A 25,310-nucleotide genomic window follows, 5' to 3' on the forward strand; every position below is an offset into this window, starting at 1 on the left:
AGCCGGAGGCGGTGCCGCTTTGGTTGATCTTCTCGTCACCTACATGGAGATGCGCCCGCGCGATTTGGCGCCTGCACGCGTCAGCCCTGCAGCAGCGACCACGGTGGCGCCGGAAAGGCTGGACTGCGCCGCTTACATCGACCTCTACCGCGCTGTCGGCGAGCCGGTGCAGTGGGACCAGCGGCTGCGCATGCCGGCGGAAGACCTCGAGCGCCTGCTGGCGCTGCCCTCGACACATATCCATGTGCTGCGCGTCGAGGGCGAGGCCGCTGGTCTGTGCGAATTCAACGGCGTCGGCCAGCCTGAGGTCGAGCTGGTTCATTTCGGGCTGGTTCCCGCCTTCCAGGGTCGCAGGCTCGGCCCGTTCCTGCTCGACCAGGCGCTTCGCGCCATCTGGTCGCGGGCGCCGCAAAGGGTCTGGCTTCATACCGACACATACGACCATCCGGCCGCGCAATCGGTCTACAGGCGCGCCGGTTTCAAAGCCTATGCGCAGCGCATGGAGACATTTCCGGATTAGGATTTGAGCGTTTCTAGAGACCGCGCCAGGTTTTGCCTGGCCTGGGGCTCGAACCTGTGGCGGAATTCCTGCGTGTGAAAAATATGCTGGCGCGCGAGGAAAGTCTTGAGAATCGCGCCGCGGCCGGCGCGCCACATAGGCTCCTCGACCCAGCCATATTCGCGTCGGACCGCTTGTTCATAGGCGTCGAAAGCGTCGGCTGACGCACCCAGTATCGCCAGGTCCATGTCGAGGAAAAGCGCCGCGTCGCGGAGGGCGTTCTCATCGGCAAGGCCCCGTGGTTGAAGGCTGGGCAGTTCATGCGTGGCAGTGGCGACGATCATCGCCGCGATGCGGCCGAGGCGCTCCGGATCGGTGCGGGCGGCAAGTTTGTCCTGCGCAAGTGCCGCACTCCTGGCCTCGTTGTCCTTGGCGCGGCTGTCATATATGGCGTCATGGAACCAAATTGCGGCTTCGACGGCGCCGGAATCATGCAGCGATGCTCGATATTCGTCCGCCAGCGCCAGCAACGCCTCGATATGGGCGAGGTTGTGATAGTGGCGATCCGGAGCTTGATAGAGCGCGGAGAGCGCGCGTTTCAGCGGAGCGTCGATCAAGGGTTCGTTTTCCATGGCGGCTTGAATTTCCGTGAACCAAATCCATTTCACCGAGCACTAAGGAAAATTGAGTTCAATCGTGCTATGATCTGGCTTATATGTGCCGCCGGAGAATAGGCAAGCGGCCAGGACGCAGGATAAGACGTCGATGAACAGCATCAGCATTTCCCGCCCCACAATGGTCCAGCCGGTCGATCCGATCTGGCGTTCGGTCCGCGACGAGGCGATGGAAGCGGTCAACCGCGACCCGCTTCTGGCGGCGTTCCTCTATTCGACCATCCTCAACCAGGAGAGCCTGGAGGAAGCTGTCATCCATCGGCTCGCCGAGCGGCTCGCGCATCAGGACATCGGCTCCGACCTCATCCGCCAGACGTTCAAGTCGATGCTGGCCGACGACAAGGAATGGTCTTCGATCGTGCGTGTCGACATCCAGGCCTATTACGACCGCGATCCGGCCTGCGACCGCTTCATCATGCCGGTGCTCTATTTCAAGGGTTTCCATGCGATCCAGACGCACAGGCTGGCACATTGGCTGTGGAATCAGGGCCGCAAGGATTTCGCGCTCTATCTGCAGAGCCGCTCGTCCTCGGTGTTCCAGACCGACATCAACCCGGCCGCGCGCATCGGCAAGGGCATCTTCATCGACCACGCCACCGGCCTCGTCGTGGGCGAGACGGCGGTGATCGAGGACGATGTGTCGATCCTGCACGGCGTGACGCTGGGCGGCACGGGCAAGACCGGCGGCGACCGCCACCCCAAGATCCGTTACGGCGTACTGATCGGCGCCGGCGCCAAGATTCTCGGCAATATCGAGATCGGCCATTGCTCGAAGATCGCGGCAGGCTCGGTCGTGCTGTCGCCGGTGCCGCACAACAAGACGGTTGCCGGCGTACCGGCCCGCGTCGTCGGCGAGACCGGCTGCGACCAGCCTTCGCGCCAGATGGACCAGCTTTTGCCGTCGCAATCGATGGACCAGGTCGTCAGCTTCGACATCTGATTTGCAACACCCGGCGCGCCGGACTGAAGTCCGGTTGCCGGCGCCGTTGCCTCTGAAGCATGATGCCGAAAAGTGTGAGGCGGTTTTCGGACGACATCATGCTCTACCTCCTTGATTTAGAGGCGGATTTGGATTCGACCTGAAATCATCCGGCCCCAGGGTTCGCGTTCTATCCAGCCGGCTTGCCTTTACATCGCCATTGTCGACGTGCCAGAAGCGCGTTCCAACGAGCAAGCCCGACGATCGGAGAAGACTTTTGAAGCCGGACGAAATCAGAAAGCTGGACGCCTATTTCAAGCGCGTCTTCCAGAATCCCAAACTCGAGGTGAAGGCGCGGCCGCGCAAGGAAGATTCGGCCGAGGTCTATGTCGGCGACGAGTTCCTCGGCATCGTCTTCAAGGACGAGGACGACGGCGACTATAATTTCTCGATGGCGATCCTCGACATCGATCTGGCCTGATCGCGGAACTGGGGATCGGAGTTGCCTATCTCCAACGAAGTGGGGAGATGAAGAGCAAGCCTCGGCGATCCTTCCCACCCCCCTCTGTCCTGCCGGACATCTCCCCGCAAGGGGGGAGATCGGCAGTTCCTCGGCTCTTCTTCTGCAACCTCGATAATTGGCGAAAGCAGTGATGGGGGCGTAATCTCCCCCTTGCGGGGGAGATGTCCGGCAGGACAGAGGGGGGTGCTGTCCCGCCAACGTTCGTAAACTTCTGCGCCGCTTCGCTTCGCCCGAACAGAGGCAGGCTAGCGCCCGGTCTTCAGGACGCGCGTGGCCTCGGCGACGATAGCGGCGTCAAGCGCCGGCCAGTTGCCCAGCAACTCCCGGGGAAAGCGGTAGGTCAGGCTGAGGCTGTCGCCGACCTGGATGTCCCGCTCGCAGGGCGCCAGCGATTCCTCGGCGCTCGGTCCGCTCAGGCAGCGGGCGACGAACGGGTCCTTGCCGGCCCGGCCGGCGACCGCGAGCACCTCGTTGAGATAGCCTGATTTTTCCGTAAAACCGTAAATCGTCGTGCCGCCGGGGCCGGGCGCGCCGGGCTGGCTGATGAGCGCGCTATAGATCGGCGCGAAACGGCCGCTCATGTCGCGCGACATCATCTGCGGTTCAAACGACAGGAAGATGATGTTTTTGGCGGCCCCCGTGTGGTTGAAATCGTCGCGGGCGGCTTCGCTGTAGCCGTCCATCTGGGGATAGCGCAGATAGAGGTCGAGGCGCGAAGCGATGCCGTCGCGCCGCGCCTGCAGGAAGCGGATGGCGTTGGCCGGCACGGCAATGACATTGTTGCCGATCACTACCCTGTGGACCGTGATGTCGTCGGTGTAGCCGGCCATGGCGATCGAGCGGCCGAACCATTTTCCGCCAAGGCTGATCGCCAGCGACAGCAGCGCCAGTGCGGCAAAAGCATAGAACACCCGCTTCATCAGCACGGAATCGACGACGTTGAACTCTTCTGCGGTCGCTGCCTGCTTCATCGCAATCCCCATAGTCGCCGCCCTCTGTCCCTAGGCGGCACACATGCCGCGGCATGGCTCTTGCTGCGCTGGACGCGACTGTGCGATTTCATGGTAAACGGAAGGTAAAGATGAGCCTGCTGCTACCCGTTCTCTTCGCTTTTGCCGTCGGGCTCACCGCCTGCGGGCTCGCTGGGTCCGTGATGGAACTGGCGGCGGGCCGCCGGCTTGCCTTTGCCGAGCCTTATGTGTCGCCGGAGTACATCCTGCGCTCGCTGGCCACGACCGCTTGCGCCGGGCCGTTCATGCTCGCCAACGATGCGCTCGATGCGCGGCGCGAGGGCCGCATTTCGACGCTGATGCTGATGTCCTGCGGCTGCACGGTGATCGCCTGGGCGCTGACGCTGGGCATCGTGCTGATCGCCATTGCCTCCTGGGGCATTGGCTCTCCTGGTGCGCTTCAGCTTTTGGTGGAATCGCTGGCGCGGTATTTGCCTTGAGGCAATTGCTGGGGGAAACCGCTACGCGGTTTTCGTAGGATTGTTCTAGGGTTTGTCCCGGCCTGCGACGAATCGGAGACTGCAAATGCCGACCTATGCAATCGACGGAAAAGCGCCCCGTTTCGATGATCCCGACAGCAACTGGATCGCGCCGGACGCGACGTTGATCGGCGACATCAGCGTCGGTCGCAATGCCGGCTTCTGGTTTGGCGTGGTCATCCGCGGCGACAACGAGGCGATCGTCATCGGCGCCGACAGCAATGTCCAGGAACACACGGTGATGCACACCGATCCCGGTTTTCCCCTGACGATCGGGCAGGGCTGCACGATCGGCCACCGCGCCTTGCTGCATGGCTGCACGATCGGCGACAACAGCCTGATCGGCATGGGCGCCATAGTGCTCAACGGCGCCAGGATCGGCAGGAATTGCCTGGTCGGCGCCGGCGCGCTAGTCACCGAAGGCAAGGAGTTCCCCGACAATTGCCTGATCGTCGGCTCGCCCGCGCGGGTGATCAGGACGCTGGACGATGCCGCTGTCGCCAGGCTGCGCGCCTCGGCCGCGCACTATGTCGCCAACGGCAAGCGCTTCAAGGCCGGGCTGAAGAAGGCCTGAACTCTATTCCTGTTTGACGATGATCTTTTCCGAACGGCAGGTCAGCGCAGCAAAAATCGTTTCTCGCTTTCGCTGACGCGGTCCTTCGGTTCGGGATCATGGTCTGAAATGGTGGAGCCGGCCAGGGGACGGGGCCGGCTCCTTAAAACCCGGTCGTTGGGGACGGGGAGGGTGGGGACTCGACCGGGCTTTCTCGTTAGGCACGTCGCATTATTCGATGTGCTTGACCTCTGTGATGGCGTTTTAGCGGACGCTGGCAACCGCGTCGGCGCGGCCGTCGTTGATCGTCACCCACACGCCGGAATTCTGGTCGGACTGGCGCTTCAGGTAGGTGTAGTCGGTGTCGGTCCAGGACAGCACCTTGGACTCCAGATTGTCGAGGATGAACTCGCCGAGGCTGGTGCGCACGGTCAGCACCGCGTGGCCGTCGCCATTTTGTTGGCGCGCCACGGTCATCAAGAGATTGCCGGCGGGAACGCCGAGCGCCATCAATTCGCGGCGCTTCTCCAGCGCATAGTCCTCGCAGTCGCCGAAGCCGCTGTCGGGATAGGACCAGACCTCTTCCTTGCCCCACATTTCCATATCGGTGCGCGGCACGATCCGGGTGTTGACAGAATTGTTGACGTCGACGATCGCCGCCCACAGCTTGCGCGTCAGTTCGACGGGCGCCTGCTTCGGCGTGCGCTGAGCGCATTCCTGCGGCAGCTTCTGGCAGAATTCGTAGTGACCGACCGGCTGTGTCGTGCGGCCGCCAGTGTGCATGTAGGCCGGTCCTGCTGCTTGCGCCGTTCCCCAAGCGGAAAGCTGCATCGCCATTGCCAAGAGCAACAGCTTGCCCCACGTCTTTGCCATTCGTCAGTCTCCCCGTTTGAGGAGACAATGACAGCGTTGGATTTATTTGACGCAAAAACCCGAAGTAGACATTGAGTAAAACCTCAATAGAATACGCGTAAAATTTGATCTATTTGAGTATAAAATCGTTCAGGGTCTCGGCGTAAAACCGCGGTGTCGGGGCGCGGATTTCCGGGTGGAGCCGTGGATTTGCTGCGTGCCGCTACAAGCTGCAGAGGCAGGCGGAACGCCGGCAACAAAAAACCGGCCGCGCAGGGCCGGTTCGTTTTTGCTGCCTGTTGCCGATCGTTCAGCCGCGCGGGGCGTTGAACTCGGAATCGAGCGTTTCCGGGCGTTGGATGACGGCGAATTCGATGGCGACGCCATCCTCGAAATGACGCACCACCTGGCCACGCATGGTGCCTAGCATCACCTGGATGCCGAGCGCCGGCTTGACGTCGATCTCGACCGCCGCGCCCGATAGCGACAGGTCGATGATGCGGCACTGATACTGGCGCCCATCGGTGAGCTGCAGCACGCTTGTCGGGTTGCGCGGCGCCACGCGTTCGTGGCGGCGGTCTTCCGGCAGGTCGAGTTCATGCTTGTTGGCGAGCCAGGTCAACTGCGCGGCCAGTTTGTCCTTCTTGCGATCCGAGGCAATGACGGTCATGGCAAAGCCGTCCTGCGAAGTGCGCGTCACCACGCCCTCGATGCGGCCGATATGATCGATATAGGCAATGATCTTTTCGCCCGGCATGCCGACGCGCTCGGTGCGCAACGCGACATTGCCCGGTGACATATCGACGACCTGGCAAGGGTGTTCGGTGCGGTCCTCCAGCATGAAGCGCCCGTAGATCTTGACCCGGACGCGCTGAAAGTTACGCCTTTCGGCGCGGGACGGCGCGTATTCGACCGCCGCTGACCTCATGACTGCCTACACCCCGTTGGCATTCCCGCGTCGTGCGTGGAATCTCGGCCAAAACTACAGCCAAGCAGGTTAACAAAGGAGAAAAGTGGGTCGCCGATAGTTAAGATTAGCGCCGGCTTGGAGACTATTGCTCGCGCCCGCCGTCGAACACGACGAGGTGGCGGATACGGCGCGACCGACCGAGCGCCGAGATGGTCTCCGGCGCTTCGAGTTCGGGAGCCAACGACGGAACGGATATTTCCGGCCGGTTTTTCAGGAACATCGGTTCCTTGTCGGGATCGATGACCCGGATGGCGTCGATCAGCGCGTCGGTGATCGGGTCGGCGCCCAGCCAGAACGGCTTTTCCACGGCGCTGATGACGCCGAGGCAGCGCGGGTTCTCGACGCCGCCGTCGAGCGGCAGCGCAAGCAACTCGAAGTGGTTGGACCGGCCGCTGCGGCTGAACCCCTCATAAGTGATCGACACCACGGATTTCTGCTCGAAAACGCCGTGAATGAGGCGCGACACCAGCCGCTGGTCCTTCTCGCGCCATAACGAGGGGAACGAAAAACCCTTGAGCTCGCGGCCGTAGCCGGCGCAAAGCCTGGTGCCGGCAAGCCGGAACACCGCTTCGCCGCGCGTATCCCTTTCCAGGATGAAGGTGTCGGCCAAAAGCGCCTTGATATCGGCTGGTTCGACTTCCGAACGCTTTGGGGCAGGACGTCCATGACGCAGGCGATTCCAATAATGGAACAGCGCGATTGATCCGTTCTGGTTCATGCTATGAAACTCCGCGCATTCTGCCGTCTGATGGTCCCATCGGTGAACAGAAAGGGCGCCCTCCGATGACCTACATGCGTTCCGGAGCAGGATGCGTGCCAGCGTCGTTAAGACTTGTTCACGGGTCGGGGGCGTTAAGGTTAACAAGTGGTTTACGTTGCGCGCGCAGGCTTGCCATGGCACACCAAAACCACTCCAGAAGCGGTCGTTTCGCGACGACCAACAGCACTTCGGTCAATAGTTTAGGGGAGCAGGGGGCTCGACCAGCCGTTCAAGGGAAACCTTGGACGGCTTCTTTTTGATTCGCGCCCCTGGTGATTCGCGGTTGTGATTCGTAGTTTGTGATTTGTCCGGGCATGGCCTAGATGCTCGCGACTACACGCAAATCCCTGGATCAGAGCATATGAGCGAACCGGCCGGCCCCTTGGAGACCGAACAGACCGCGGAGGCGCCGCCGCCGCGCCGCGAGCCGGTGTTCAACCTGCCACCGGTGGTGCTGGCGGTGATCGGCATCTGCGTTGCCATCTTCCTGCTGCAGCAATATGTGCTGACCGAAGAGCAGCAGATAACATTGCTCACCGACGGCGCCTTCATTCCGGTCCTCTATACCGGCCAATACGGTTTCGACTGGTTCCTCTTCACCCGTCCTTTCACCTATGCCTTCATGCATGGCGGCGTTGCCCACATTGCCATCAACATGGTTGCGCTGGCCGCCTTCGGGTCGCCGCTGGCCAACCGTCTCGGCTGGTTCTGGTTCGCCTTGTTTTTCGCCGCCACCGGGCTGGCCGCGGTGGTGCTGTTCTGGGCGGTCCATCCATACGGCGAAGCACCGCTGGTCGGCGCTTCCGGGGCGATATCGGGCATGATGGGTGCGGCGGCTCGCTTCGGGTTCCGTACCGACCGCTCCTCCGGCAGGGCGGCCTTTGCCGGTCCCGTGCTGCCGATCGCAATCGTTTTGCGCATGCGCGGCGTCGTCAATTTTCTCGGCGCCTGGATGGTCATCAATCTCGCCACCGGCCTTTACGGTCTCGGGCTCGGAGAGCCCGGCCAGATCGCCTGGGAAGCGCACATTGGCGGCCTCGTCGCAGGCTTCTTCGGGTTGCGCTGGTTCGACCGGCGCTGGCGGGCGCCTGAATGGGAGATCCCCGACGACCAGCGCACCCCCGACTAGCGCACTCTATTGGCGCAGCCCACTGGCACACCCCACTGGCACACTTGAAAAGCAACCGATCACGGCGCACGATGTTCACTCTTATGTGAAGCCGGTCAGGGCGGGAGCTGGCTAGCCAAGCAGGAGGAGGAGGACGCCATGACGGTTAAGGCAATTCTCGAGAGAAAAGGCCATGACGTGTTCACGCTCGGGCCGAATGTAAAGCTCAGCGAAGCCATTCGAATCCTGGCCGACCACAAGATCGGTGCACTGGTCATCACCAATGGCGATCGCAAGATCGTCGGCATCCTTTCCGAGCGTGACATCGTGCGGGTCGTCGCCAGGGAAGGCGCTGCCGCACTTGATATAACGGTACGCTCGGCGATGACGCCGAAAGTGAAGATCTGCAACGAGAACCACACGGTCAACGAGGTGATGGAGATCATGACCAAAGGCCGTTTCCGCCATCTGCCGGTGGAAAAGGATGGGCTGCTCGACGGCATCGTGTCGATCGGCGACGTGGTCAAGCGCCGCATCGAGGATGTCGAGCGCGAGGCCGACGAAATCAGGGCCTATATCGCAACGGCCTGACCTGACGAAGAAACCGCCGACCGAATACCGGCCGGCGGCGTTCATTCTATCGGTTGCCGAGCGGCCGAAAGGGGCTGAAAAGACCAGCCCGCTGCTCTGCGCTGCTTTGGGCGCTTGTCTCGCGAAGCGGTTTGCACTAGCGAAGACCGATACCCAAATTCGCGAAAATCGCAGTTTTCGCGAGCCAAAAGCGCAGGCCACCATGACCCTTATCGATACCCGCACGCCCGATGCCAAACGTTTTATTCCCGGCGCTACCGGCGATTGGGAGATCATCATCGGCCTCGAGGTTCATGCGCAGGTGACCTCGGAAGCAAAGCTGTTTTCCGGGGCGTCGACGACTTTCGGCGCGGCGCCCAACGCCAATGTCAGCCTGGTCGACGCGGCCATGCCCGGCATGCTGCCGGTCATCAATGAGGAATGCGTCAAGCAGGCGATCCGCACCGGCCTCGGATTGAAGGCGCAGATCAACCACAAGTCGGTTTTCGACCGGAAAAACTATTTCTATCCCGACCTGCCGCAGGGCTACCAGATATCGCAGTTCAAGCAGCCGATCGTTGGCGAAGGCACGATCGTCATTTCGGTCGGTCCCGACCGGCAGGGCGAGTTCGAGGATATCGAGATCGGCATCGAGCGCCTGCACCTGGAGCAGGACGCCGGCAAGTCGATGCACGATCAGCATCCCACCATGTCCTATGTCGATCTCAACCGCTCCGGCGTGGCGCTGATGGAGATTGTCTCCAAGCCCGACATGCGCTCCGCCGACGAGGCCAAGGCGTATGTCACCAAGCTGCGCACCATCGTGCGCTATCTCGGCACTTGCGACGGCAACATGGACGAAGGTTCGATGCGCGCCGACGTCAACGTCTCCGTTCGCAAGCCCGGCGGCGAATTCGGTACGCGCTGTGAGATCAAGAACGTCAACTCGATCCGCTTCATCGGCCAGGCCATCGAGTTCGAGGCGCGCCGCCAGATCGCCATCCTCGAGGATGGCGGCAAGATCGACCAGGAAACCAGGCTGTTCGACGCCGTCAAAGGCGAGACGCGCTCGATGCGCAGCAAGGAAGAGGCGCATGACTACCGCTACTTCCCCGATCCCGACCTTTTGCCGCTGGAGTTCGACCAGGCCTATGTCGACGCGCTGGCCAAGGAGTTGCCGGAACTGCCCGACGACAAGAAGGCGCGCCTGATCTCCTCACTTGGCCTGTCGACATACGACGCCTCGATCCTGGTGTCGGAAAAGCCGATCGCCGACTATTTCGAGCAGGTGGCCTCGGGCCGCGACGGCAAGCTTGCCGCCAACTGGGTCATCAATGACCTGCTCGGCCAGCTTAACAAGGCCGGCAAGGGCATTGAAAATGCTCCTGTAACACCGGAGCAGCTCGGTGCCGTGATCGACCTGATCAAGGAAGGCACCATCTCCGGCAAGATCGCCAAGGATCTGTTCGAGATCGTCTGGAACGAGGGCGGCGATCCGCGCCAGTTGGTCGAAAGCCGCGGCATGAAGCAGGTCACCGACACCGGCGCCATCGAGAAAGCGGTCGACGAGGTGATCGCCGCCAACCCCGACAAGGTCGAGCAGGCTCGCGCCAAGCCGACCATGGCCGGCTGGTTCGTCGGCCAGGTGATGAAAGCCACCGGCGGCAAGGCCAACCCGCAGGCGGTCAACGATCTGGTCAAGGCCAAGCTCGGTATCGAATAGAACAATGTTCGTCCGCACCGCCAGCGAACGTGACCTTGCCGCTGTCCGCGCGCTGCTGGTCGAAACCTGGCACGCAACCTACGACGCGATCTATGGCGCCCAGCGGGTGATCGAAATTACCGACGACTGGCATTCGATCGCCTCGCTCAAGGCGCGGCTGACAAGGCCGAACTCGGAATTCCTGGTCGCCGATGACGGCAAGCGTATCGGCGGCATGGCTTTTGCCGCCGCAACGACGGATGCGAAGATCGTGCTGCTGAACCAGCTCTATGTACTGCCGGCCTGCCAGCGGCAAGGCATCGGCCAGGCCTTGCTGGACGAGGTCGAAGCCAGCTTTCCCGAGACGAACAGGTTGCGCGTCGAGGTGGAAGAGGCCAACGTGCCGGCCATCGCCTTCTACCGTTCGAAGGGATTTTTGCCGGTCGGCAGCACCGCCGATTGCGGCGGCGGTTCGGGGTTGCCGGCGCTGATCTTCGAGAAACCGCTGGGATAGGCGCCCGACGAAACGCTCAGTGCTGTCCTTTCAGCACGACCAGATAGCCGCGTTCCACCGGCTGCCGGAAGGCGATCTGTTCGGATGTGCCCGGATCTTTCGATTGCTTTTCGATGACGTAGCCGCCGGGGTGAGACTTGAGCCATTCCTCAGGCTTGTCGGCGTTCTCGAATGGCTTCTCTATTCGCCCAAGGAAACCGACCTCGCCCTGATAGTCGTAAGCGACGGCCCAGTCGGCGTCCTTTCGTTCGTCGATGAAGCTCGCCAGCTGCGTGAGATCGTAGCGTTTGAACACGGTCGCCGAGGCGGCGGCGTGGCCGATGGCGAAAAGGGCAAGCATGACAAAGGCCGTCGCCCTCAGCCTGGCGACTGAAATCTCGGCCATGAAATAGCCCAGCAGAATGGTCGCGAACGGTAGTGCCGGCACGACATAGTGCGGCTGCTTGCCGGATATGGCGCTGAAGACCAGCAGCACCGCAATGAACGAGAACGACAGCAGGCGCAGGGCACGCAGATCCGGGGATTTGGTGTCGATCAGGCTGCGTATCCGGGCAACCGGCCTCAGCCGCCACACCGGGGGGATAAAGGCCCAGGGCACGAACATGAGCGGCAACAGCATCAGGTAAAAGTAAAACGGCCGGCCATGCGAATTGTGCAGGCTTCCGGTAACCCGACCTGCCGACTGGTTCCAGACGAGATCGTAGACGAAACTGCCCTTGGTCAGGATGGTCGCGGGCGCCAGCCATATAGCGACCGGGGCAAGGGCGGCGAGAATTGCCAGGCCGGCTCCGGCAAAGAACTGCAAAGGGGCAAGGCCGGCTCGCCGGTCACGCCAGAGGGGATAGAGCAGGACGGGCGCGCCGATGTGAATGAGCACGACCGGGCCTTTGGCCAGCACGCCGAGCCCGATGAAGAGACCCGCCAGCACCGCCTGCCAGCGGTTGCCGGTCCTGGCGAAGCCCAGCAACGCCAGCAGTGCGGCGACCACACAGGCCGTCAAAAGCATGTCGAACAGGATCAGGGTCGAATAGATGACAAAGACGGTGCTGCCGGCCACCAGCCAGGGGATGCGACTGGCGATTTCCGGGCGCTCGGGAAACAGGGTTTTGGCCAGAAGTGTCGTCAGCCAGATGACCAGCGACGAGGCAGCGAAGATGACGAGCATCGCCGCCGCGCGGCTCACACCGAAGATGTTCCAGACGAGATCGATGAGCCAGAACAACAGCGGCGGCTTCTGCAGATAGGGCGCAAAGTTCATCGTCGGTACGAAGACATGTCCACCGAGATACATCTCCCAGGCGACGCTGAGATAACGCGTCTCGTCGACCGGCAGTAGCGGACGGAAAGCGAGCGCGATGCAAAGCAGGGCCAGCAGGAAGAGGTAAGGCAGCAGCCGTTCAATTCGTGTCGGTATCAAGTTCGGGGACCGCCCAGGAAATGGTTTTCCACGTCCGGTCGTGCACGATGCACCGTCTCCGGACCGGAGCAGAACCGCACCATGATTTTGGCCGAATTGCAACGATGCCGGCTTGGTATTGTGGATTACGCCTGCGTACCGGCAAATAGTTGAAAAATTTGATGATTGGCTCCGAGTATGGCTTCAGGCCGAGCGCAGCGGCGGCGTCAATTCGCGCATCAGGAGTTCCAGCTCTCGCTGGTCGCCGGTGGCGGTCTTGTCGAAGATGGTTGCCAGCTGTGATTTGACGGTGCCGTCCGAGACGCCGCTGGCAGCCGCGATTTCACGCCGTGTCAGCCCGGCGGCGACATGGCCGGCGACACGCTTTTCCGCTGCGGTCAGTCCGAACAGCGCAGCGATCGCTTCCAGCGCCGGCACTGATGCGGCGCCGGCGGCGGCAATGAAGATGGCCGCGGCGGCGCGCGGCGACATGCGGGCCGAAATGTCGCGTCGCGCCAGAGGCATGACATGCGCCACCGCCGGAGACATGGCCTTCACCAGCGGAATGTTGATGCCGGACGGTCCGAGCGCGAATTCGTCGCGCGTGCCGAGCTGGATGGCGCGGCCGATGGCGGTGTTGGCGTTGGCATAAGCGAAGGACAGCTGGCCGCGCACCGAGGACACTGAGGCGGTTTCGGTGAGCAGGGCTTCGGCTGCCGGATTGGCGAAAATGATCTGCATATCGTCGGCGACGATCAGCACTGGATGGTCGAGGCTCTCAAGGATCGAGCGAAAGATGTCGGCCTTGCGCCGCTCGGCCTCGAACAGGTCGCCGATGGTCACCGCACGCCGGACATGGGGGGCGAGCCTGGACATCAGGTCGATATCCCTGGCTGAAATCTGGGGCCTGTCCTTGTCGGTAACCACCATCAGCGTGCCGGTGCGCGCCGGCTGCTTCATCAGCGCTACCCAGAAGAAATCGTCGAGACGGTTGGGTTCCACCCACTCGCGCACGATGCGGCTTTCGAGCCAGTTCTGGCGGGCGTCAGGGCCTTGCAGGGCGTAGACGCTGTCGACGGTCAACGGTATGTCGACTTCCATCTTCGGCACCGCCTTGAAAAAGGGCACCTCGCAGGCGTAGTCGCGCTGCAGCGGCTCAAGCAGAACCGGATCGCCGCAGGAAGTCGAAAACCGGGCCGAGTTTCTCGCCGTATCGACGACCGCCAGCATGGCAAGCCGGCCGAGCGCCAATTTGCAGATTGATTCAAGCGTCGATGGCCAACGGCCGACATCGACAATCGAATCGTAGATTGCCTCGACGATCTGCGGCAGGGCGCGACCGACTATGTTGGCCTGGACAGACACGTAGAGCCTCGTAAGGATTGCAGCGTAGTGGCAGGTCACACACTGTCTCTGCCTGGGGTCGCACACAACATAGCCGGCTTGGTTACGTCTGTGAAACGTCTCACAGCGGCGTTCGGTGTATCGTGAGCGCTTACGGGCTGGCCAGAACGTACCTGATGAGCCGTTGTCTAAGAGCGCTCGGGCCGCTCTGCGATACAAATCAAAGTGAACGGAATTGGAATTTTTCAGGGAATAAATGAGTAAACTTCCACATTGTCGATCAACCTGGTTCTGCCAAGCCACGCCGCGGCAAGCAGGCGGCCATCGCCGTCACGCCGCCACGAGGTGAGCGTCAGGCTCTCGCGCGCGGCGACATAGTCGACGCTGTCGAAGCCTGCCTCGAGAAGCGCGGCAGTGGCTTTACCGGTCACGCCGTTTTCATCGGCACCGGCCGCGAGCGCTGCCGCCGTCTGGCGCAAGATGACATTGAGCTGTCGCGCGACGTCGAGCTCGGCGGCGTCGAGATAGGCGTTGCGCGACGACATTGCCAGGCCATGCGCATCGCGCACGGTTGGCGCGCCGACGATTTCCACCGGAAGGTCAAGATCGCGGCAGAGCTTTCGGACGACGCAAAGCTGCTGGTAGTCTTTTTCGCCGAAGATGGCGTAGTCGGGCAGGGCTTGCAGAAAGAGCTTGGCCACGACCGTGGCGACGCCCTCGAAGAAGGTCGGCCTGAAATCCGATTCCAGGCCAGAAGACGGGCCGCCGACCGAAATCTTCGTCGCAAAGCCTGCCGGATACATTTCGGAAACCGTAGGCGTGAAGGCAAGCTGTGCGCCGGCCTCGGTCAGCCGGTCGAGATCGCGGGCCAGCTGCCGCGGATACTTGTCGAGATCTTCAGTGGGGGCGAACTGGGCCGGGTTGACGAAGATGGAGACGACGCAGCGATCGGCCGTTGCGAGCGCAGCCCCGACCAGCGAGATATGGCCGTCATGCAAAGCGCCCATGGTCGGCACCATGGCGACGCTCAGGCCTTCGCGCCGCCATTCGCGGATCTGCGCGCGAAGGCCGGGCACGGTGTCGACGACGAGCGGCTGGCGGATGGGGGGCCGGTTCATGCCTTGTCCTTGTCGCTCGCGGCTGAAAAGACGTGGCCCGGCCCGGGGAAGGTGCGGCTGCGCACCTCCGCCGCATAACGCGCCGCGGCATCGGCGACAGCGCTGCGCAAATCGGCGTATTCCTTGACGAATTTCGGCACCCGGTCGACCGTCAGGCCGACCATGTCGTCGATGACCAGGATCTGGCCGTCGCAATCGCGGCTGGCGCCGATGCCGATGGTAGGAATGGTAATGTGCCGGGTGAGGTCGGCGGCAACGGTCTCGACCGTGCCTTCGATGACCAGCGAAAACGCGCCGGCCTTTGCGACCGCGTCGGCGTCGCGCATGAGCGCGGCCACATTCTCCGGCGTGCGGCCCTTGATCTTGTAGCCACCGTCCTTTTCCACCGATTGCGGCTGCAAGCCGATATGGCCCATCACTGGAATGCCGGCCGTGACGATTGCGGCGATCTGGAGGGCGACTTCGACGCCGCCTTCCAGCTTCACCGCCTCGCAGCCGGTTTCCTCAGAGATGCGGCGCGCCGAGGCAAGGGCTTGCGCGGCCGAAGTCTCGTAGCTGCCGGCCGGCATGTCGACCACCACGCAGGCCTTTGACGAACCGCGCATCACGGCCTGGCCATGGGCGATCATCATCTCCAGCGAGGCGCCGAGCGTGGTCTTGTGGCCATGCAGCACCATGGCAACGCTGTCGCCGACCAGGAGAAGGTCGACATGATCGTCGAGCAGGCGGGCGACGGGATAGGTGTAAGCGGTAAGGCATACGACCGGCACGCCGCCCTTGCGGGCGCGTATTGTCTCCGCACTGATCCTGGCGACAGCTAAGGCCATTCCTCACCTCCCGCAGCCGGCGTTGACTACAGCGCCGCGCGTCCCGTGGACGCGCAAAGGACGCTGTAGCACTTTGGTTTGCGCATGATCCTTTCCGAAAATCGATTTCGATTTTCGGGGTCATGCGGCAGCGCCGGGCGATGAGAGCTTTAGGAAGACGCAGCCGGCTTGGCAAGCGTCGGTTCGCAGGTGCGAAATGGATCGGCCAATGACCGAGCGTTTCGGCATGCCGTCAGTGCCGCAGGCGCCGCAAAACCCTTGCCTTCGCCAAGGCCTGACGCCATAAGCAGGGAACAGCCACCGCCGCGCGCCCGCGAGGATCTGAATGAAAACTTTCCTTCTGCAGTTTTTCACCTGGTGGAACCGCCAGACGCTGGGAACCCGTTTTCACACCTGGCGCCACGGCAACAAGGTCGGCCAGGATGGGGCCGGCAATGTCTACTACGAAGGCGGCGTCGATTCGGAAGGCCGCACCCGCCGCTGGATCATCTACGCCAATTATTCGGAGGCGTCGGCGATCCCTCCGGGCTGGCACGGCTGGATGCATCATCGCGTCGATGTGGCGCCGCCAAGCGACGACTATCGGCCGCGCGAATGGGAAAAGGCGCATGAGCCGAACCTCACGGGAACACCGGCGGCTTATCGCCCGAAGGGTTCCGTGCTCACCAATCAGCACCGTCCGCAGGTGACGGGCGACTACGATGCGTGGACGCCTGGTTCTTGACCGCCGGCCGGTCCTTTGTCGCCACAATTGGCGTTTAGCTGCTTGCTGATATGACAACGGCGAATAGCCTTGGGCGTGACAGAATCACCCGGGCCCAAACCACCGGTATCTCCGCATGAACATTTTCAGCCTGACATCGATGGCCGGACTGGCGGCAATTGGCGCTGTCGCCATGTTCCCGACAGCGTTTGCCGCGGCGCAGGCGCCTGCGGCAGCACCCGCAATCTCCGATCGCATCACCAATCCGGTCGCCGAATTTGCCGGCATCGACAAGATCACCGGCCGGATCATCACCTTCGATGTCTACATCGACGAAACCGTGCAGTTCGGCGCTTTGCAGGTGACGCCGCGCATCTGCTATTCGCGGCCGGAGAATGAAGAGCCGAAGACCGATTCCTTCGTCGAAGTCGACGAAATCACGCTCGACCGCAAGATCCGCCGCATCTTCACCGGCTGGATGTTCGCCGAGAGCCCCGGCCTAAACGCCGTCGAGCACGCCGTCTATGACGTCTGGCTAAAGGGCTGCAAGCAGAAGTCGGATGTGCCGCCGCCCGACGCGGCCAATGCCGAGACGCCCAAGGTCGACACGTCCAAGCCAAAGCCCGCCGCTGCTCCGGCCGCCGAACAGCCGGACCCTACGGAACCTGACGCGACCAACACCAACTGATCCTCCGGAACCGTGGTGGCAACTATGCGTTGGGCCATGGACGATGACGCATTTATGCGCTTGGAGGATATTCTGATGTCGGACAGCAAACGGATCACGGCCAGCAAAGACGACCTGCTCGAACTCGAAAAGGGGTTCTGGACGGGCGACGAAGCTTACTACGCCGCCAATGTCGACACAGAATGCCTGGTAGCATTTCCTGAGATGGCACAGGCAATGGACAATGCCGATCTGGCCAAGACCGCGACCAAGCCCAACCGCTGGCGCGACCTTCAGATCGACCTCAAGGGTATCATCGAGCCCGGCAGCGACATTATCATGCTGACCTATGAGGCTCATGCGACACGAGAAAACGGCGAGCCCTACGCCGCGTTGGTTAGCACCGGCTATGTTCATCGTGTCAACGGCTGGAAGATGATGTTCCATTCGCAGACGCCGATGGAAACCACGAAGGGCTGACCCCTTTCACCGGTCGAGCCGGCTCGGCCGCTCGGTCTCCGGTCAGGGATAAAAAACGGCTTCGCCCTTCAGCGCGTCGGCCAACATCTTCTCGTATTTGACGCGCGGCACGTCGACCGCGCCGAAGCGTTTGAGATGCTCAGTGGTGAATTGCGTGTCGAGCAGGGCAAAGCCGCGCGCCTTCAGCCGCTCGACCAGATGATACAGGCAGGTCTTGGACGCGTCGGTTTCCCGGGCGAACATGCTTTCGCCGAAGAACACGCGACCGAGCGAGACGCCATAGAGGCCGCCGACCAGCCGTTCCTCGCGCCATGCCTCGACCGAATGGCAGTGCCCCAGACGGTGCAGCTCGATATAGGCTTCGCGGATCGGCGCGTTGATCCAGGTCGAGCGGCGCTCCTCGCGCTTTTCGGCGCAGCCGTCGATCGTCGCCTCGAAATCGAAATCGAAGCGGATGTCGAACGGGTGCTTGCGAATTGTCTTCCGCAAGCTCTTCGGCGTGTGGAAGCCATCGAGCGGTATGATGCCGCGCGTCTCCGGCCGCACCCAGAACACTTCCGGGTCGGAAGCGCTCTCGGCCATCGGGAAGACGCCCGAGGCATAGGCCTTGAGCAACAGGTCGGTCGGAATGCGATAGCCGGGAGCGTAAGGACGGGTCATCGCGGCATCATAGCGGCAAGTCGGGCGCTATTCCTCTTTGGCCAGATACTTTTCCAGCCAGTGGATGTCGTAGTCGCCATTGGCGATATCGGCATTGCCGACCAGGTCGCGAAACAGCGGCAGCGTCGTTTTGATGCCGTCAACGACGAATTCGTCGAGCGCCCGGCGCAGCCGCATCATGCATTCGACGCGGTTGCGGCCGTGCACGATCAGCTTGCCGATCAGGCTGTCATAATAGGGCGGGATCTTGTAGCCGGAATAGACACCGGAATCGACGCGGATGCCGAGACCGCCAGGCGTGTGGAAATGCGTAATCGTGCCGGGCGAAGGCGTGAAGGTGCGCGGGTCCTCGGCATTGATGCGGCATTCTATGGCGTGGCCGTTGAACTTGATGTCCTCCTGGCGCACCGAAAGCCCGCCGCCGGAGGCAACGCGGATCTGTTCGTGGACGAGATCGATGCCGGTGATCGCCTCCGTCACCGGATGCTCGACCTGCAACCGCGTGTTCATCTCGATGAAGTAGAACTCGCCATTCTCGTACAGGAATTCGATGGTGCCTGCGCCGGAGTAGCCGAGGTCGGCGATGGCCTTGGCACAGATATTGCCGATGCGGGCGCGCTCCTCGGCGTTGAGGGCCGGCGAGGGCGCCTCTTCCCAGACTTTCTGGTGGCGGCGTTGCAGCGAACAGTCGCGCTCGCCGAAATGCACGCCGCGGCCGGCGCCGTCGCCGAATACCTGCACCTCGATGTGGCGCGGCTTTTCCAAGTATTTCTCGATGTAGACGGCATCGTCGCCGAAGGCGGCTCCCGCTTCCGTGCTCGCTGTCTGCAAGGCGATCTCGAGGTCAGCCTCGGTAAGGGCGACCTTCATACCGCGCCCGCCACCGCCTGCCGATGCCTTGATGATCACGGGATAGCCGATCTCGGCGGCAATGCGCCTGGCTTCCTTTTGATCGGTGACGGCGCCGTCGGAGCCCGGCACAACCGGAATGCCGAGCCGCTTTGCGGTGCGCTTGGCCTCGATCTTGTCGCCCATGATGCGGATGTGGTCGCCCGACGGGCCGATGAAGGTGATGTTGTGGGCGGCGAGAATGTCGGCGAACTTGGCGTTTTCCGACAGGAAGCCATAGCCCGGATGCACGGCATCGGCGCCTGTGATCTCGCAGGCTGCGACGATCTGGTGGATGTTGAGATAGCTGTCGCGCGACGGCGGCGGACCGATGCACACGCTTTCGTCGGCGAGCCTGACATGCATGGCGTCAGCGTCGGCGGTCGAATGCACGACCACGGTCTGGATGCCGAGTTCCTTGCAGGCGCGCAGCACCCGAAGCGCGATTTCGCCGCGGTTGGCGATGAGGATCTTCTGGAACATCCGGCCCGCTCTACTCGATCACGACGAGCGGCATGCCGTACTCGACCGGCTGGCCGTCCTCGAACAGGATCGCCGTCACCGTGCCGGCGCGCGGCGAAGGGATCTGGTTCATCGTCTTCATCGCTTCGATGATCAGCAGCGTCTGGCCTTCCTTGACCTTCTGGCCGACTTCGATGAAGGCCTTGGCGTCGGGCGAGGGCGCGAGATAGGCGGTGCCGACCATCGGCGAGGGGACCGCGTTCTTGGACGGGTCGGCCACTGCTGGTGCGGTAGCCGCGCCCGCCGCGGGCTGCTGCGCTGCCGGAGCATAACCGGCCTGCGGTGCGGCGATGGCGTGGACGGCCGGCGCCTGGCGCGATACGCGCACCTTCAGGTCACCGAGCTCGACTTCGATCTCGGTGAGATTGGTGTCGTTCAGTATGCCCGCCAGATCGCGGATCAGTTGCTGGTCAACACCGGTCTTCTTTATCGACATTTTCGAGCCTTCTGTTTGTGGGCCGGTCATAGGCGTGCCGCCAGCCCCTGCAGCGCCAGCGAGTAGCCAAGCGGCCCGAACCCGCAGATCATGCCGACAGCGACCGGCGCGACCATGGAGATGTGGCGGAATGGTTCCCGCGCGTGGATGTTGGAGAGGTGAACTTCGGCGACGGGCAGCGGCGCGACAGCGCGGATGGCGTCGTGAATGGCAATCGAGGTGTGGCTGTAGGCACCCGGATTGATGACGATGCCGGCTGCCTTGTCGCCGGCTTCCTGGATCCAGTCGACGAGGTCGCCCTCATGGTTCGACTGGCGAAAATCAATCTCGAGGCCAAGCGCGGCGCCCGCCTGCTTGCAGTCGTCGGCGATCGCGGCAAGCGTCTTGCCGCCATAGATGCCCGGCTCGCGCTTGCCGAGCGCGTTCAGGTTGGGGCCGTTCAGGACGAAAATCGTTTTCAAAAATGCCGACCTTTTCCGACGCCGGCCTCAAGCCGGCGCGCAGGGCCTTCTATAATGGGCATAGCCGCCCGCGGAAAGAGCACAAGTGCGATCTTTCACTGTCCACAACAGGCGGAAATGTGCCCGTGAGAAATAGGCTCGCGTGCAAGATCAGAGTGCGGCTTTCGCCGCCTCGATCTTTTCAGCCAGCACTTCCTGGCCGAGCGCGCCGAACACCACTTCATTGCCGACGACATAGGACGGCGTTCCGGTGATGGCCAGCTTGTTGGCGAGGTCGAAGGTCTTGGAGAAGGCCTCGGTGATGGTCGGGTCCTTCATCTTCTCGCGCAATTTCGCCTCATCGGCGCCTAGCGACAGCGCAACCTTGATGGCCGCCGCCTCGGTGGCGCGGCCCTGGCCGCCGAGCAGGGCGTTGTGGAACTCGCCGTATTTCTCCGGATGCATCAGGTGGAAAGCCATCGAGACGACGCTGGCCTTTTGCGAATCCGGCCCGAGGATCGGGAATTCCTTGAGCACGAAGCGCAGCTCCGGATCGGCCTTTGTCAGAGCCTGCATGTCGTCGATGGCGCGTTTGCAGAAGCCGCAATTGTAGTCGTAGAATTCGACGATGGTGACCTTGCCCTTCGGATTGCCGACGACGCCGTCGAAGGTCGAGTTGAAAATCTCGGACTTGGCCTTCTCGATGACGCCGAGGCTGGCTATGCGCTGCTCTTCCTTCTGCTTGGCCTCGAGCGCCTCCTGCACTTCGAGCAGCACTTCGGGGTTCTTCAGGAGATAGTCGCGGATAATGCCCTCGACCTCAGTGCGATCGATCTTGGTGTCGGCAGAGGCGGTCTGCACGGTCTGCGCCGTGCCGGCCTTGGCCACCTGCGGACTGCCGGCAACGAACCCGAAAGCGAGCATGGCAAGAACAGCCGCCACTCCCGTCGTGCCGAGCAATATTGCCTTGTTCATCGTCTCATCCTCTTTACCGGTTCCGGTCTATCCTAGTCGCCGCGGGCGACCGGAAGGTTCATTTCTTGAGTTTGCCTGAAGGGTTGTAGTTTATGATGTCCTGCGCCCGAATCCAGCCGGGTTCGCCACGCTTCAAGTCCTTTTGCGCGCGCATGGCGAAAATTTTCGCATTCGTGTAATCGCCGGAATAGAAATGGCCCTCGGCGGTGGCGAGTTCCGCCGCCGGAATGTTGCCAAGCTCGCCATAGGCCTGGGCGAGATAGCGGTATCCGACCGTGTTTTCCTTGTCGCGCCCGAGGCCGTTGTTGATCTGCACCACCGCCTTCTTCAGCGAATCGGGCGTGCCGATGGCCATCAGCGCCTGGCCGAGAGAAACGGGCAACAGGCCCGACCTCACCGGATCGAGGCTGACTGCCTTGGCATAGGCGTCCGCGGCGTCCTTGGGCTTGTTGGCCTTCATCAGTATGTCGCCGCGCATTTCCTGGAAGTAGGGGTTCTTCGGCTGTTCCTTGATCAGTGCATTGGCCTTGGTCAGCGCCGCACCCAGATTGCCGTAGAGATAGGCCATCTGCGCTTCGCCATAGCGCGAGGCGAGGCTGCCCGGGGCCTTGCGGATCAGCCGCGTGGCCGCGGCCTGGCCGCCCATATAGGCGGCGATCTTGATGCGCATCATGTCGTGCCGCTGCTGCAGTGCCGGCGGATCGACCTTGTCGACGTTAGGGCTCTGCTTGACCAGCACTTCGAGATTGGCGATGCGCTCCTGCGGCATCGGGTGGCTGATGCGGTAGGGATCGACCTGCGTGCCGGAAAGCGACAGCGCGCTCTGGAAGCGGGCGAAGGTCTTCAGCATGCCCATGCCGGACTGGCCGGTGGCATTGAGATAGGTGATGGCAGAGCGGTCGGCGGTCGACTCTTCGGTGCGCTGGTAGGCAAGAATGCTGCGCTGCGCCATCTCGCCGCCGCCCGCGGCGACACCCATGCCGGCGCCGGCAAGGCCGCGGCTGTTGGTGGTGGCGCCGGCAACGATGGCGCCGGCGCCAAGCAGCGTGGCGATGATGGCCATGGTCTTGGCGCGCTCGAGCTGGTCGCGCAATTTCTGCTGATGGCCGCCTGCGATGTGGCCGGCCTCATGGGCGATGACGCCGATGATCTCGTTGGGCGTTTCGGCCTGCATCAGCGCGCCGGTGTTGATGAACAGCCGGCGCCCGGTAACGAAGGCGTTGAAGCTCTGATCGTTGACCAGAACGATATCGACACCGTCATTGGCAAGACCGGCCGCCTTGAAGATCGGCCGCGCATAGTCGCGCACCAGCGCCTCGATCTCGGCATCGCGCACGACCGGCACCGCCTGCGCGAAGGCCGTCACCGAGCCGGTGACAGCGACGGCGGCGGCAAGCAAAAGCGTCGCGAAGCCGCGCGCTGTCTTCCCGATGGAAGATTTGGACATCGTCGATTTGGGTCGGCTCAGCATGAGGTCCACTGGTAAACGAGCGGGCGAACGATGAAAAGTCACGGCACCGAAACTAGGCGAACTTGTGATCCTCACATCAATCGGGCATTTGTGCGGCGCTGCCGCCGGTTGATGGCTTCGAGCGGCGGGCCGGACGGAAAGATTGAGGTCAAATGGTAGTTTCGCTGTCGCGCCGCGGTGAAGTCGAGCCGTTTCACGCCATGGACATTCTGGCCGAAGCCAACCGGCTGAAGGCGACGGGCGTGCCTGTCGTGTCCATGGCCGTCGGCCAGCCATCCGATCCGGCGCCCGTGGGCGTGAGGGAAGCAGCCGCAAATGCGCTGAGGATCGGACGCATCGGCTATACCGACACGCTCGGTCTGGCGGATCTGCGTAAGGCGATCGCGACGCATTACGGCGACCATTACGGGATCGATGTCGCGCCGAACCGGATCGCCGTGACCACGGGATCGTCGGCCGCCTTCAATCTGGCATTCCTGGCGATGTTCGATCCCGGCGACCGCGTCGCCATCGCAGCACCCGGCTATCCGGCCTACCGCAACATCATGGCCGCGCTCGGTATCCAGATCGTCGAGATCGAGCTCGGCAGCGACGCCTATCTTCATGCCGAACATTTGAAATCGGCGCACCGGGAAAAACCGCTGAAGGGCGTGTTGTTCGCCAGCCCGGCCAATCCGACAGGTGCGGTCATTCCCGTCGACGAGTTGTCGGCACTGGTGAGGACAGCCGAAGAACTCGGCATCGCGGTGATATCGGACGAAATTTATCACCGGCTGGCCTATGCCGCGCCCGACACCACGGCGCTGGCCCATGGCTCAGGCGTGACGGTGATCAATTCCTTCTCGAAATATTATTGCATGACCGGATGGCGCATCGGCTGGATGGTGCTGCCGGAAGCTCTGGTGAGGCCGATCGAGCGCATCGCCCAGAGCCTCTACATCTCGCCGCCGGAACTGTCGCAGATCGCGGCGATCGAAGCCTTCAAGGCGACGCAAGAGCTGGAAGCGGTAAAGGCGCGCTACGCCTGGAACCGCGAGCTGTTGATGCGGCGCCTGCCGGAACTCGGATTTCCCTTGGCGGCGCCGATGGACGGCGCCTTCTACGCTTTCTGCGATGTTACCCGGCATACCAATGACAGCATGGCCTTTGCGCGCAAGATGCTGGCCGGGGCGCATGTGGCGGCGACGCCCGGCCGCGATTTCGATCCACTTCAGGGCCACCGCACGATGCGCTTTTCCTATGCCGGCAGCCATGACGACATGGTCGAGGCGATGGCGCGCATCGAGCGCTGGCTGAAAAGCGGGGACGAGCATGCCGGATCTTGAACAAGCGCTGGCCGATGTCGCCGCCGAGATGGCCGAGCGCACCGATTGCGGTGACGTCGCCACCTACATTCCGCAGCTCGGCAAGGTCGATCCGAAGAAATTCGGCATTGCCGCCGTGACCAATGACGGCCGCGTGCTGGTCGCCGGCGACGCCGACCAGGCGTTTTCGATCCAGTCCATCTCCAAGGTGTTTACGCTTACGTTGGCGCTCGGCAATGTCGGCGACGCGCTGTGGCAGCGTGTCGGACGCGAGCCGTCGGGCAATCCGTTCAACTCGATCGTGCAACTCGAGCATGAGAACGGCATTCCGCGCAATCCGTTCATCAATGCCGGCGCCATCGTCGTGTCCGACATACTGCTTGCCGGCCACCAGCCGCGCGAGGCGATCGGCGAAATCCTGCGCTTCATCCAGTTCCTTGCCGATGACGAAACCATCATCATCGACCGCGAGGTCGCGGCTTCCGAACGCGCCACCGGCTATCGCAACTTCGCGCTTGCCAACTACATGAAATCCTTCGGCAATCTCAACCATGCACCGGAGCTGGCGCTGGGCGTGTACTTCCACCATTGCGCCATCGCCATGAGCTGCCGGCAATTGGCGCTGGCCGGCCGCTTCCTCGCCAATGGCGGCAGAAACCCGGCAACCGGGCACTCCGTGGTGTCTGCCGAGCGGGCGCGGCGCATCGGCGCCATGATGCTGACCTGCGGCCACTATGACGGTTCCGGCGATTTCGCCTTCCGTGTCGGCATTCCCGGCAAAAGCGGCGTCGGCGGCGGCATATTGGGGATCGTGCCGGGTGTGGCTTCACTCGCCGTATGGTCGCCGGGCTTGAACGCCAACGGCAATTCCAAGCTGGGGTCGATCGCCTTGGAAAAACTGGCCAGGATGATGAACTGGTCGATTTTCGCCCCCTGACGCCTTCCG

At 62.6% G+C, this 25,310-nt stretch carries 29 protein-coding genes; 14 read left to right on the top strand and 15 right to left on the bottom strand.

Translation table 11 applies throughout. The features are described from left to right. The first annotated feature begins 19 nt into the window (after positions 1–19). A complete protein-coding gene (locus ACYG9R_RS24560) occupies positions 20–520 on the top strand; it encodes a GNAT family N-acetyltransferase (RefSeq protein ID WP_023822942.1) in 501 nt (166 codons plus the stop codon). On the opposite strand, the gene ACYG9R_RS24565 is transcribed toward ACYG9R_RS24560, so the two are convergent. Further along, on the bottom strand, positions 517–1,131 hold the full coding sequence (locus ACYG9R_RS24565; RefSeq protein ID WP_023822941.1) for an HD domain-containing protein: 615 nt from the start codon (positions 1,129–1,131) through the stop codon (positions 517–519). The two genes, ACYG9R_RS24560 and ACYG9R_RS24565, sit on opposite strands and share 4 nt — an antisense overlap. 133 nt (positions 1,132–1,264) lie before the next feature. On the opposite strand from ACYG9R_RS24565, the gene cysE reads away from it, so the two are divergent. Next, complete coding sequence (gene cysE, locus ACYG9R_RS24570) at positions 1,265–2,113, top strand: serine O-acetyltransferase (protein WP_023822940.1); 849 nt, start codon at positions 1,265–1,267, stop codon at positions 2,111–2,113. Between the two features lie 256 nt (positions 2,114–2,369). Beyond that, the gene (locus ACYG9R_RS24575; RefSeq protein ID WP_006200852.1) at positions 2,370–2,573 is read left to right on the top strand and encodes a DUF3126 family protein; all 204 of its coding nucleotides are present in this window, start codon (positions 2,370–2,372) and stop codon (positions 2,571–2,573) included. 287 nt (positions 2,574–2,860) lie between these two features. On the opposite strand, the gene ACYG9R_RS24580 is transcribed toward ACYG9R_RS24575, so the two are convergent. Next, positions 2,861–3,586, bottom strand: a complete 726-nt coding sequence (locus ACYG9R_RS24580; protein ID WP_023805266.1) for a hypothetical protein — start codon at positions 3,584–3,586, stop codon at positions 2,861–2,863. 110 nt (positions 3,587–3,696) lie between these two features. On the opposite strand from ACYG9R_RS24580, the gene ACYG9R_RS24585 reads away from it, so the two are divergent. Then, on the top strand, positions 3,697–4,065 hold the full coding sequence (locus tag ACYG9R_RS24585; protein WP_023822939.1) for a DUF6949 family protein: 369 nt from the start codon (positions 3,697–3,699) through the stop codon (positions 4,063–4,065). An 85-nt stretch (positions 4,066–4,150) separates the two neighbouring features. Continuing rightward, positions 4,151–4,678 (top strand): gamma carbonic anhydrase family protein, encoded by a 528-nt coding sequence (locus ACYG9R_RS24590; RefSeq protein WP_023695382.1) that lies wholly within the window; start codon positions 4,151–4,153, stop codon positions 4,676–4,678. A 243-nt stretch (positions 4,679–4,921) separates the two neighbouring features. On the opposite strand, the gene ACYG9R_RS24595 is transcribed toward ACYG9R_RS24590, so the two are convergent. The 3 genes from ACYG9R_RS24595 to ACYG9R_RS24605 form a co-directional block, all read right to left on the bottom strand. Further along, complete coding sequence (locus ACYG9R_RS24595; protein WP_023695381.1) at positions 4,922–5,530, bottom strand: transglutaminase-like cysteine peptidase; 609 nt, start codon at positions 5,528–5,530, stop codon at positions 4,922–4,924. 289 nt (positions 5,531–5,819) lie between these two features. Beyond that, on the bottom strand, positions 5,820–6,437 hold the full coding sequence (locus tag ACYG9R_RS24600) for a PilZ domain-containing protein (RefSeq protein WP_023822938.1): 618 nt from the start codon (positions 6,435–6,437) through the stop codon (positions 5,820–5,822). Positions 6,438–6,561: 124 nt separating this feature from the next. Continuing rightward, positions 6,562–7,197, bottom strand: coding sequence for a PAS domain-containing protein (locus ACYG9R_RS24605; RefSeq protein ID WP_023725762.1), 636 nt, complete (start codon positions 7,195–7,197; stop codon positions 6,562–6,564). Between the two features lie 403 nt (positions 7,198–7,600). On the opposite strand from ACYG9R_RS24605, the gene ACYG9R_RS24610 reads away from it, so the two are divergent. The 4 genes from ACYG9R_RS24610 (at position 7,601) to ACYG9R_RS24625 (ending at position 11,133) form a co-directional block, all read left to right on the top strand. Next, complete coding sequence (locus ACYG9R_RS24610) at positions 7,601–8,368, top strand: rhomboid family intramembrane serine protease (RefSeq protein ID WP_023695379.1); 768 nt, start codon at positions 7,601–7,603, stop codon at positions 8,366–8,368. A gap of 138 nt (positions 8,369–8,506) precedes the next feature. Further along, positions 8,507–8,938, top strand: a complete 432-nt coding sequence (locus ACYG9R_RS24615; RefSeq protein WP_023667498.1) for a CBS domain-containing protein — start codon at positions 8,507–8,509, stop codon at positions 8,936–8,938. Between the two features lie 202 nt (positions 8,939–9,140). After that, a complete protein-coding gene (gatB, locus tag ACYG9R_RS24620; RefSeq protein WP_023688375.1) occupies positions 9,141–10,640 on the top strand; it encodes an Asp-tRNA(Asn)/Glu-tRNA(Gln) amidotransferase subunit GatB in 1,500 nt (499 codons plus the stop codon). Between the two features lie 4 nt (positions 10,641–10,644). Next, positions 10,645–11,133: a GNAT family N-acetyltransferase gene (locus tag ACYG9R_RS24625; RefSeq protein ID WP_023738941.1), complete on the top strand. Its 489-nt coding sequence runs from the start codon at positions 10,645–10,647 to the stop codon at positions 11,131–11,133. Positions 11,134–11,149: 16 nt separating this feature from the next. Here ACYG9R_RS24625 and ACYG9R_RS24630 read toward each other — a convergent pair whose 3' ends face one another. The 4 genes from ACYG9R_RS24630 to panB form a co-directional block, all read right to left on the bottom strand. Further along, a complete protein-coding gene (locus tag ACYG9R_RS24630; protein ID WP_050588894.1) occupies positions 11,150–12,550 on the bottom strand; it encodes an ArnT family glycosyltransferase in 1,401 nt (466 codons plus the stop codon). A 183-nt stretch (positions 12,551–12,733) separates the two neighbouring features. Beyond that, positions 12,734–13,894, bottom strand: a complete 1,161-nt coding sequence (locus ACYG9R_RS24635) for a helix-turn-helix transcriptional regulator (RefSeq protein ID WP_023822937.1) — start codon at positions 13,892–13,894, stop codon at positions 12,734–12,736. Positions 13,895–14,118: 224 nt separating this feature from the next. Continuing rightward, positions 14,119–14,991 (bottom strand): pantoate--beta-alanine ligase, encoded by an 873-nt coding sequence (panC, locus tag ACYG9R_RS24640; RefSeq protein ID WP_444849040.1) that lies wholly within the window; start codon positions 14,989–14,991, stop codon positions 14,119–14,121. Further along, positions 14,988–15,818 carry a 3-methyl-2-oxobutanoate hydroxymethyltransferase gene (gene panB / locus ACYG9R_RS24645; RefSeq protein WP_023681501.1) on the bottom strand — a complete coding sequence of 277 codons (831 nt, stop codon included), beginning with the start codon at positions 15,816–15,818 and terminating at the stop codon, positions 14,988–14,990. The genes panC and panB overlap by 4 nt, the downstream gene beginning before the upstream one ends. 325 nt (positions 15,819–16,143) lie before the next feature. Here panB and ACYG9R_RS24650 point away from each other — a divergent pair, with 325 nt between their 5' ends. The 3 genes from ACYG9R_RS24650 (at position 16,144) to ACYG9R_RS24660 (ending at position 17,668) form a co-directional block, all read left to right on the top strand. Next, the gene (locus ACYG9R_RS24650; protein WP_023710575.1) at positions 16,144–16,542 is read left to right on the top strand and encodes an NADH:ubiquinone oxidoreductase subunit NDUFA12; all 399 of its coding nucleotides are present in this window, start codon (positions 16,144–16,146) and stop codon (positions 16,540–16,542) included. Between the two features lie 115 nt (positions 16,543–16,657). Beyond that, positions 16,658–17,209, top strand: coding sequence for a DUF2155 domain-containing protein (locus tag ACYG9R_RS24655; RefSeq protein ID WP_023681499.1), 552 nt, complete (start codon positions 16,658–16,660; stop codon positions 17,207–17,209). Between the two features lie 75 nt (positions 17,210–17,284). Then, positions 17,285–17,668: a hypothetical protein gene (locus ACYG9R_RS24660; protein WP_023822936.1), complete on the top strand. Its 384-nt coding sequence runs from the start codon at positions 17,285–17,287 to the stop codon at positions 17,666–17,668. A 42-nt stretch (positions 17,669–17,710) separates the two neighbouring features. Here ACYG9R_RS24660 and aat read toward each other — a convergent pair whose 3' ends face one another. The 6 genes from aat to ACYG9R_RS24690 form a co-directional block, all read right to left on the bottom strand. Then, on the bottom strand, positions 17,711–18,328 hold the full coding sequence (gene aat, locus ACYG9R_RS24665) for a leucyl/phenylalanyl-tRNA--protein transferase (RefSeq protein ID WP_023681498.1): 618 nt from the start codon (positions 18,326–18,328) through the stop codon (positions 17,711–17,713). A 27-nt stretch (positions 18,329–18,355) separates the two neighbouring features. Continuing rightward, complete coding sequence (accC, locus tag ACYG9R_RS24670) at positions 18,356–19,699, bottom strand: acetyl-CoA carboxylase biotin carboxylase subunit (protein ID WP_023681497.1); 1,344 nt, start codon at positions 19,697–19,699, stop codon at positions 18,356–18,358. A gap of 10 nt (positions 19,700–19,709) precedes the next feature. Beyond that, positions 19,710–20,174: an acetyl-CoA carboxylase biotin carboxyl carrier protein gene (accB, locus tag ACYG9R_RS24675; protein WP_023734408.1), complete on the bottom strand. Its 465-nt coding sequence runs from the start codon at positions 20,172–20,174 to the stop codon at positions 19,710–19,712. 26 nt (positions 20,175–20,200) lie between these two features. Then, a complete protein-coding gene (gene aroQ, locus ACYG9R_RS24680) occupies positions 20,201–20,635 on the bottom strand; it encodes a type II 3-dehydroquinate dehydratase (protein ID WP_023822935.1) in 435 nt (144 codons plus the stop codon). A gap of 150 nt (positions 20,636–20,785) precedes the next feature. Further along, a complete protein-coding gene (locus ACYG9R_RS24685; RefSeq protein ID WP_023822934.1) occupies positions 20,786–21,589 on the bottom strand; it encodes a DsbA family protein in 804 nt (267 codons plus the stop codon). 58 nt (positions 21,590–21,647) lie between these two features. Continuing rightward, positions 21,648–23,060 (bottom strand): M48 family metalloprotease, encoded by a 1,413-nt coding sequence (locus ACYG9R_RS24690; protein WP_023691221.1) that lies wholly within the window; start codon positions 23,058–23,060, stop codon positions 21,648–21,650. A gap of 152 nt (positions 23,061–23,212) precedes the next feature. On the opposite strand from ACYG9R_RS24690, the gene ACYG9R_RS24695 reads away from it, so the two are divergent. Then, positions 23,213–24,385, top strand: coding sequence for a pyridoxal phosphate-dependent aminotransferase (locus tag ACYG9R_RS24695; protein WP_023691222.1), 1,173 nt, complete (start codon positions 23,213–23,215; stop codon positions 24,383–24,385). Beyond that, positions 24,372–25,301 carry a glutaminase gene (locus ACYG9R_RS24700; protein WP_023691223.1) on the top strand — a complete coding sequence of 310 codons (930 nt, stop codon included), beginning with the start codon at positions 24,372–24,374 and terminating at the stop codon, positions 25,299–25,301. The genes ACYG9R_RS24695 and ACYG9R_RS24700 overlap by 14 nt, the downstream gene beginning before the upstream one ends. The last annotated feature ends 9 nt before the right edge of the window (positions 25,302–25,310 follow it).

It is taken from the genome of Mesorhizobium sp. RSR565B (genome assembly GCF_054719465.1).

What these genes read in the sequence shown, in the direction of transcription:
- ACYG9R_RS24655 (WP_023681499.1), top strand. Translation starts at nt 16,658, where the DNA reads ATGAACATTTTCAGCCTGACATCGATGGCCGGACTGGCGGCAATTGGC.
- panB (WP_023681501.1), bottom strand. Translation starts at nt 15,818, where the DNA reads ATGGCCTTAGCTGTCGCCAGGATCAGTGCGGAGACAATACGCGCCCGC.
- ACYG9R_RS24600 (WP_023822938.1), bottom strand. Translation starts at nt 6,437, where the DNA reads ATGAGGTCAGCGGCGGTCGAATACGCGCCGTCCCGCGCCGAAAGGCGT.
- ACYG9R_RS24690 (WP_023691221.1), bottom strand. Translation starts at nt 23,060, where the DNA reads ATGCTGAGCCGACCCAAATCGACGATGTCCAAATCTTCCATCGGGAAG.
- ACYG9R_RS24615 (WP_023667498.1), top strand. Translation starts at nt 8,507, where the DNA reads ATGACGGTTAAGGCAATTCTCGAGAGAAAAGGCCATGACGTGTTCACG.
- ACYG9R_RS24595 (WP_023695381.1), bottom strand. Translation starts at nt 5,530, where the DNA reads ATGGCAAAGACGTGGGGCAAGCTGTTGCTCTTGGCAATGGCGATGCAG.
- ACYG9R_RS24605 (WP_023725762.1), bottom strand. Translation starts at nt 7,197, where the DNA reads ATGAACCAGAACGGATCAATCGCGCTGTTCCATTATTGGAATCGCCTG.
- ACYG9R_RS24695 (WP_023691222.1), top strand. Translation starts at nt 23,213, where the DNA reads ATGGTAGTTTCGCTGTCGCGCCGCGGTGAAGTCGAGCCGTTTCACGCC.
- ACYG9R_RS24580 (WP_023805266.1), bottom strand. Translation starts at nt 3,586, where the DNA reads ATGAAGCAGGCAGCGACCGCAGAAGAGTTCAACGTCGTCGATTCCGTG.
- gatB (WP_023688375.1), top strand. Translation starts at nt 9,141, where the DNA reads ATGACCCTTATCGATACCCGCACGCCCGATGCCAAACGTTTTATTCCC.
- cysE (WP_023822940.1), top strand. Translation starts at nt 1,265, where the DNA reads ATGAACAGCATCAGCATTTCCCGCCCCACAATGGTCCAGCCGGTCGAT.
- ACYG9R_RS24625 (WP_023738941.1), top strand. Translation starts at nt 10,645, where the DNA reads ATGTTCGTCCGCACCGCCAGCGAACGTGACCTTGCCGCTGTCCGCGCG.
- ACYG9R_RS24650 (WP_023710575.1), top strand. Translation starts at nt 16,144, where the DNA reads ATGAAAACTTTCCTTCTGCAGTTTTTCACCTGGTGGAACCGCCAGACG.
- ACYG9R_RS24585 (WP_023822939.1), top strand. Translation starts at nt 3,697, where the DNA reads ATGAGCCTGCTGCTACCCGTTCTCTTCGCTTTTGCCGTCGGGCTCACC.
- aat (WP_023681498.1), bottom strand. Translation starts at nt 18,328, where the DNA reads ATGACCCGTCCTTACGCTCCCGGCTATCGCATTCCGACCGACCTGTTG.
- ACYG9R_RS24700 (WP_023691223.1), top strand. Translation starts at nt 24,372, where the DNA reads ATGCCGGATCTTGAACAAGCGCTGGCCGATGTCGCCGCCGAGATGGCC.
- ACYG9R_RS24565 (WP_023822941.1), bottom strand. Translation starts at nt 1,131, where the DNA reads ATGGAAAACGAACCCTTGATCGACGCTCCGCTGAAACGCGCGCTCTCC.
- ACYG9R_RS24660 (WP_023822936.1), top strand. Translation starts at nt 17,285, where the DNA reads ATGTCGGACAGCAAACGGATCACGGCCAGCAAAGACGACCTGCTCGAA.
- accB (WP_023734408.1), bottom strand. Translation starts at nt 20,174, where the DNA reads ATGTCGATAAAGAAGACCGGTGTTGACCAGCAACTGATCCGCGATCTG.
- ACYG9R_RS24590 (WP_023695382.1), top strand. Translation starts at nt 4,151, where the DNA reads ATGCCGACCTATGCAATCGACGGAAAAGCGCCCCGTTTCGATGATCCC.
- ACYG9R_RS24610 (WP_023695379.1), top strand. Translation starts at nt 7,601, where the DNA reads ATGAGCGAACCGGCCGGCCCCTTGGAGACCGAACAGACCGCGGAGGCG.
- panC (WP_444849040.1), bottom strand. Translation starts at nt 14,991, where the DNA reads ATGAACCGGCCCCCCATCCGCCAGCCGCTCGTCGTCGACACCGTGCCC.
- accC (WP_023681497.1), bottom strand. Translation starts at nt 19,699, where the DNA reads ATGTTCCAGAAGATCCTCATCGCCAACCGCGGCGAAATCGCGCTTCGG.
- ACYG9R_RS24685 (WP_023822934.1), bottom strand. Translation starts at nt 21,589, where the DNA reads ATGAACAAGGCAATATTGCTCGGCACGACGGGAGTGGCGGCTGTTCTT.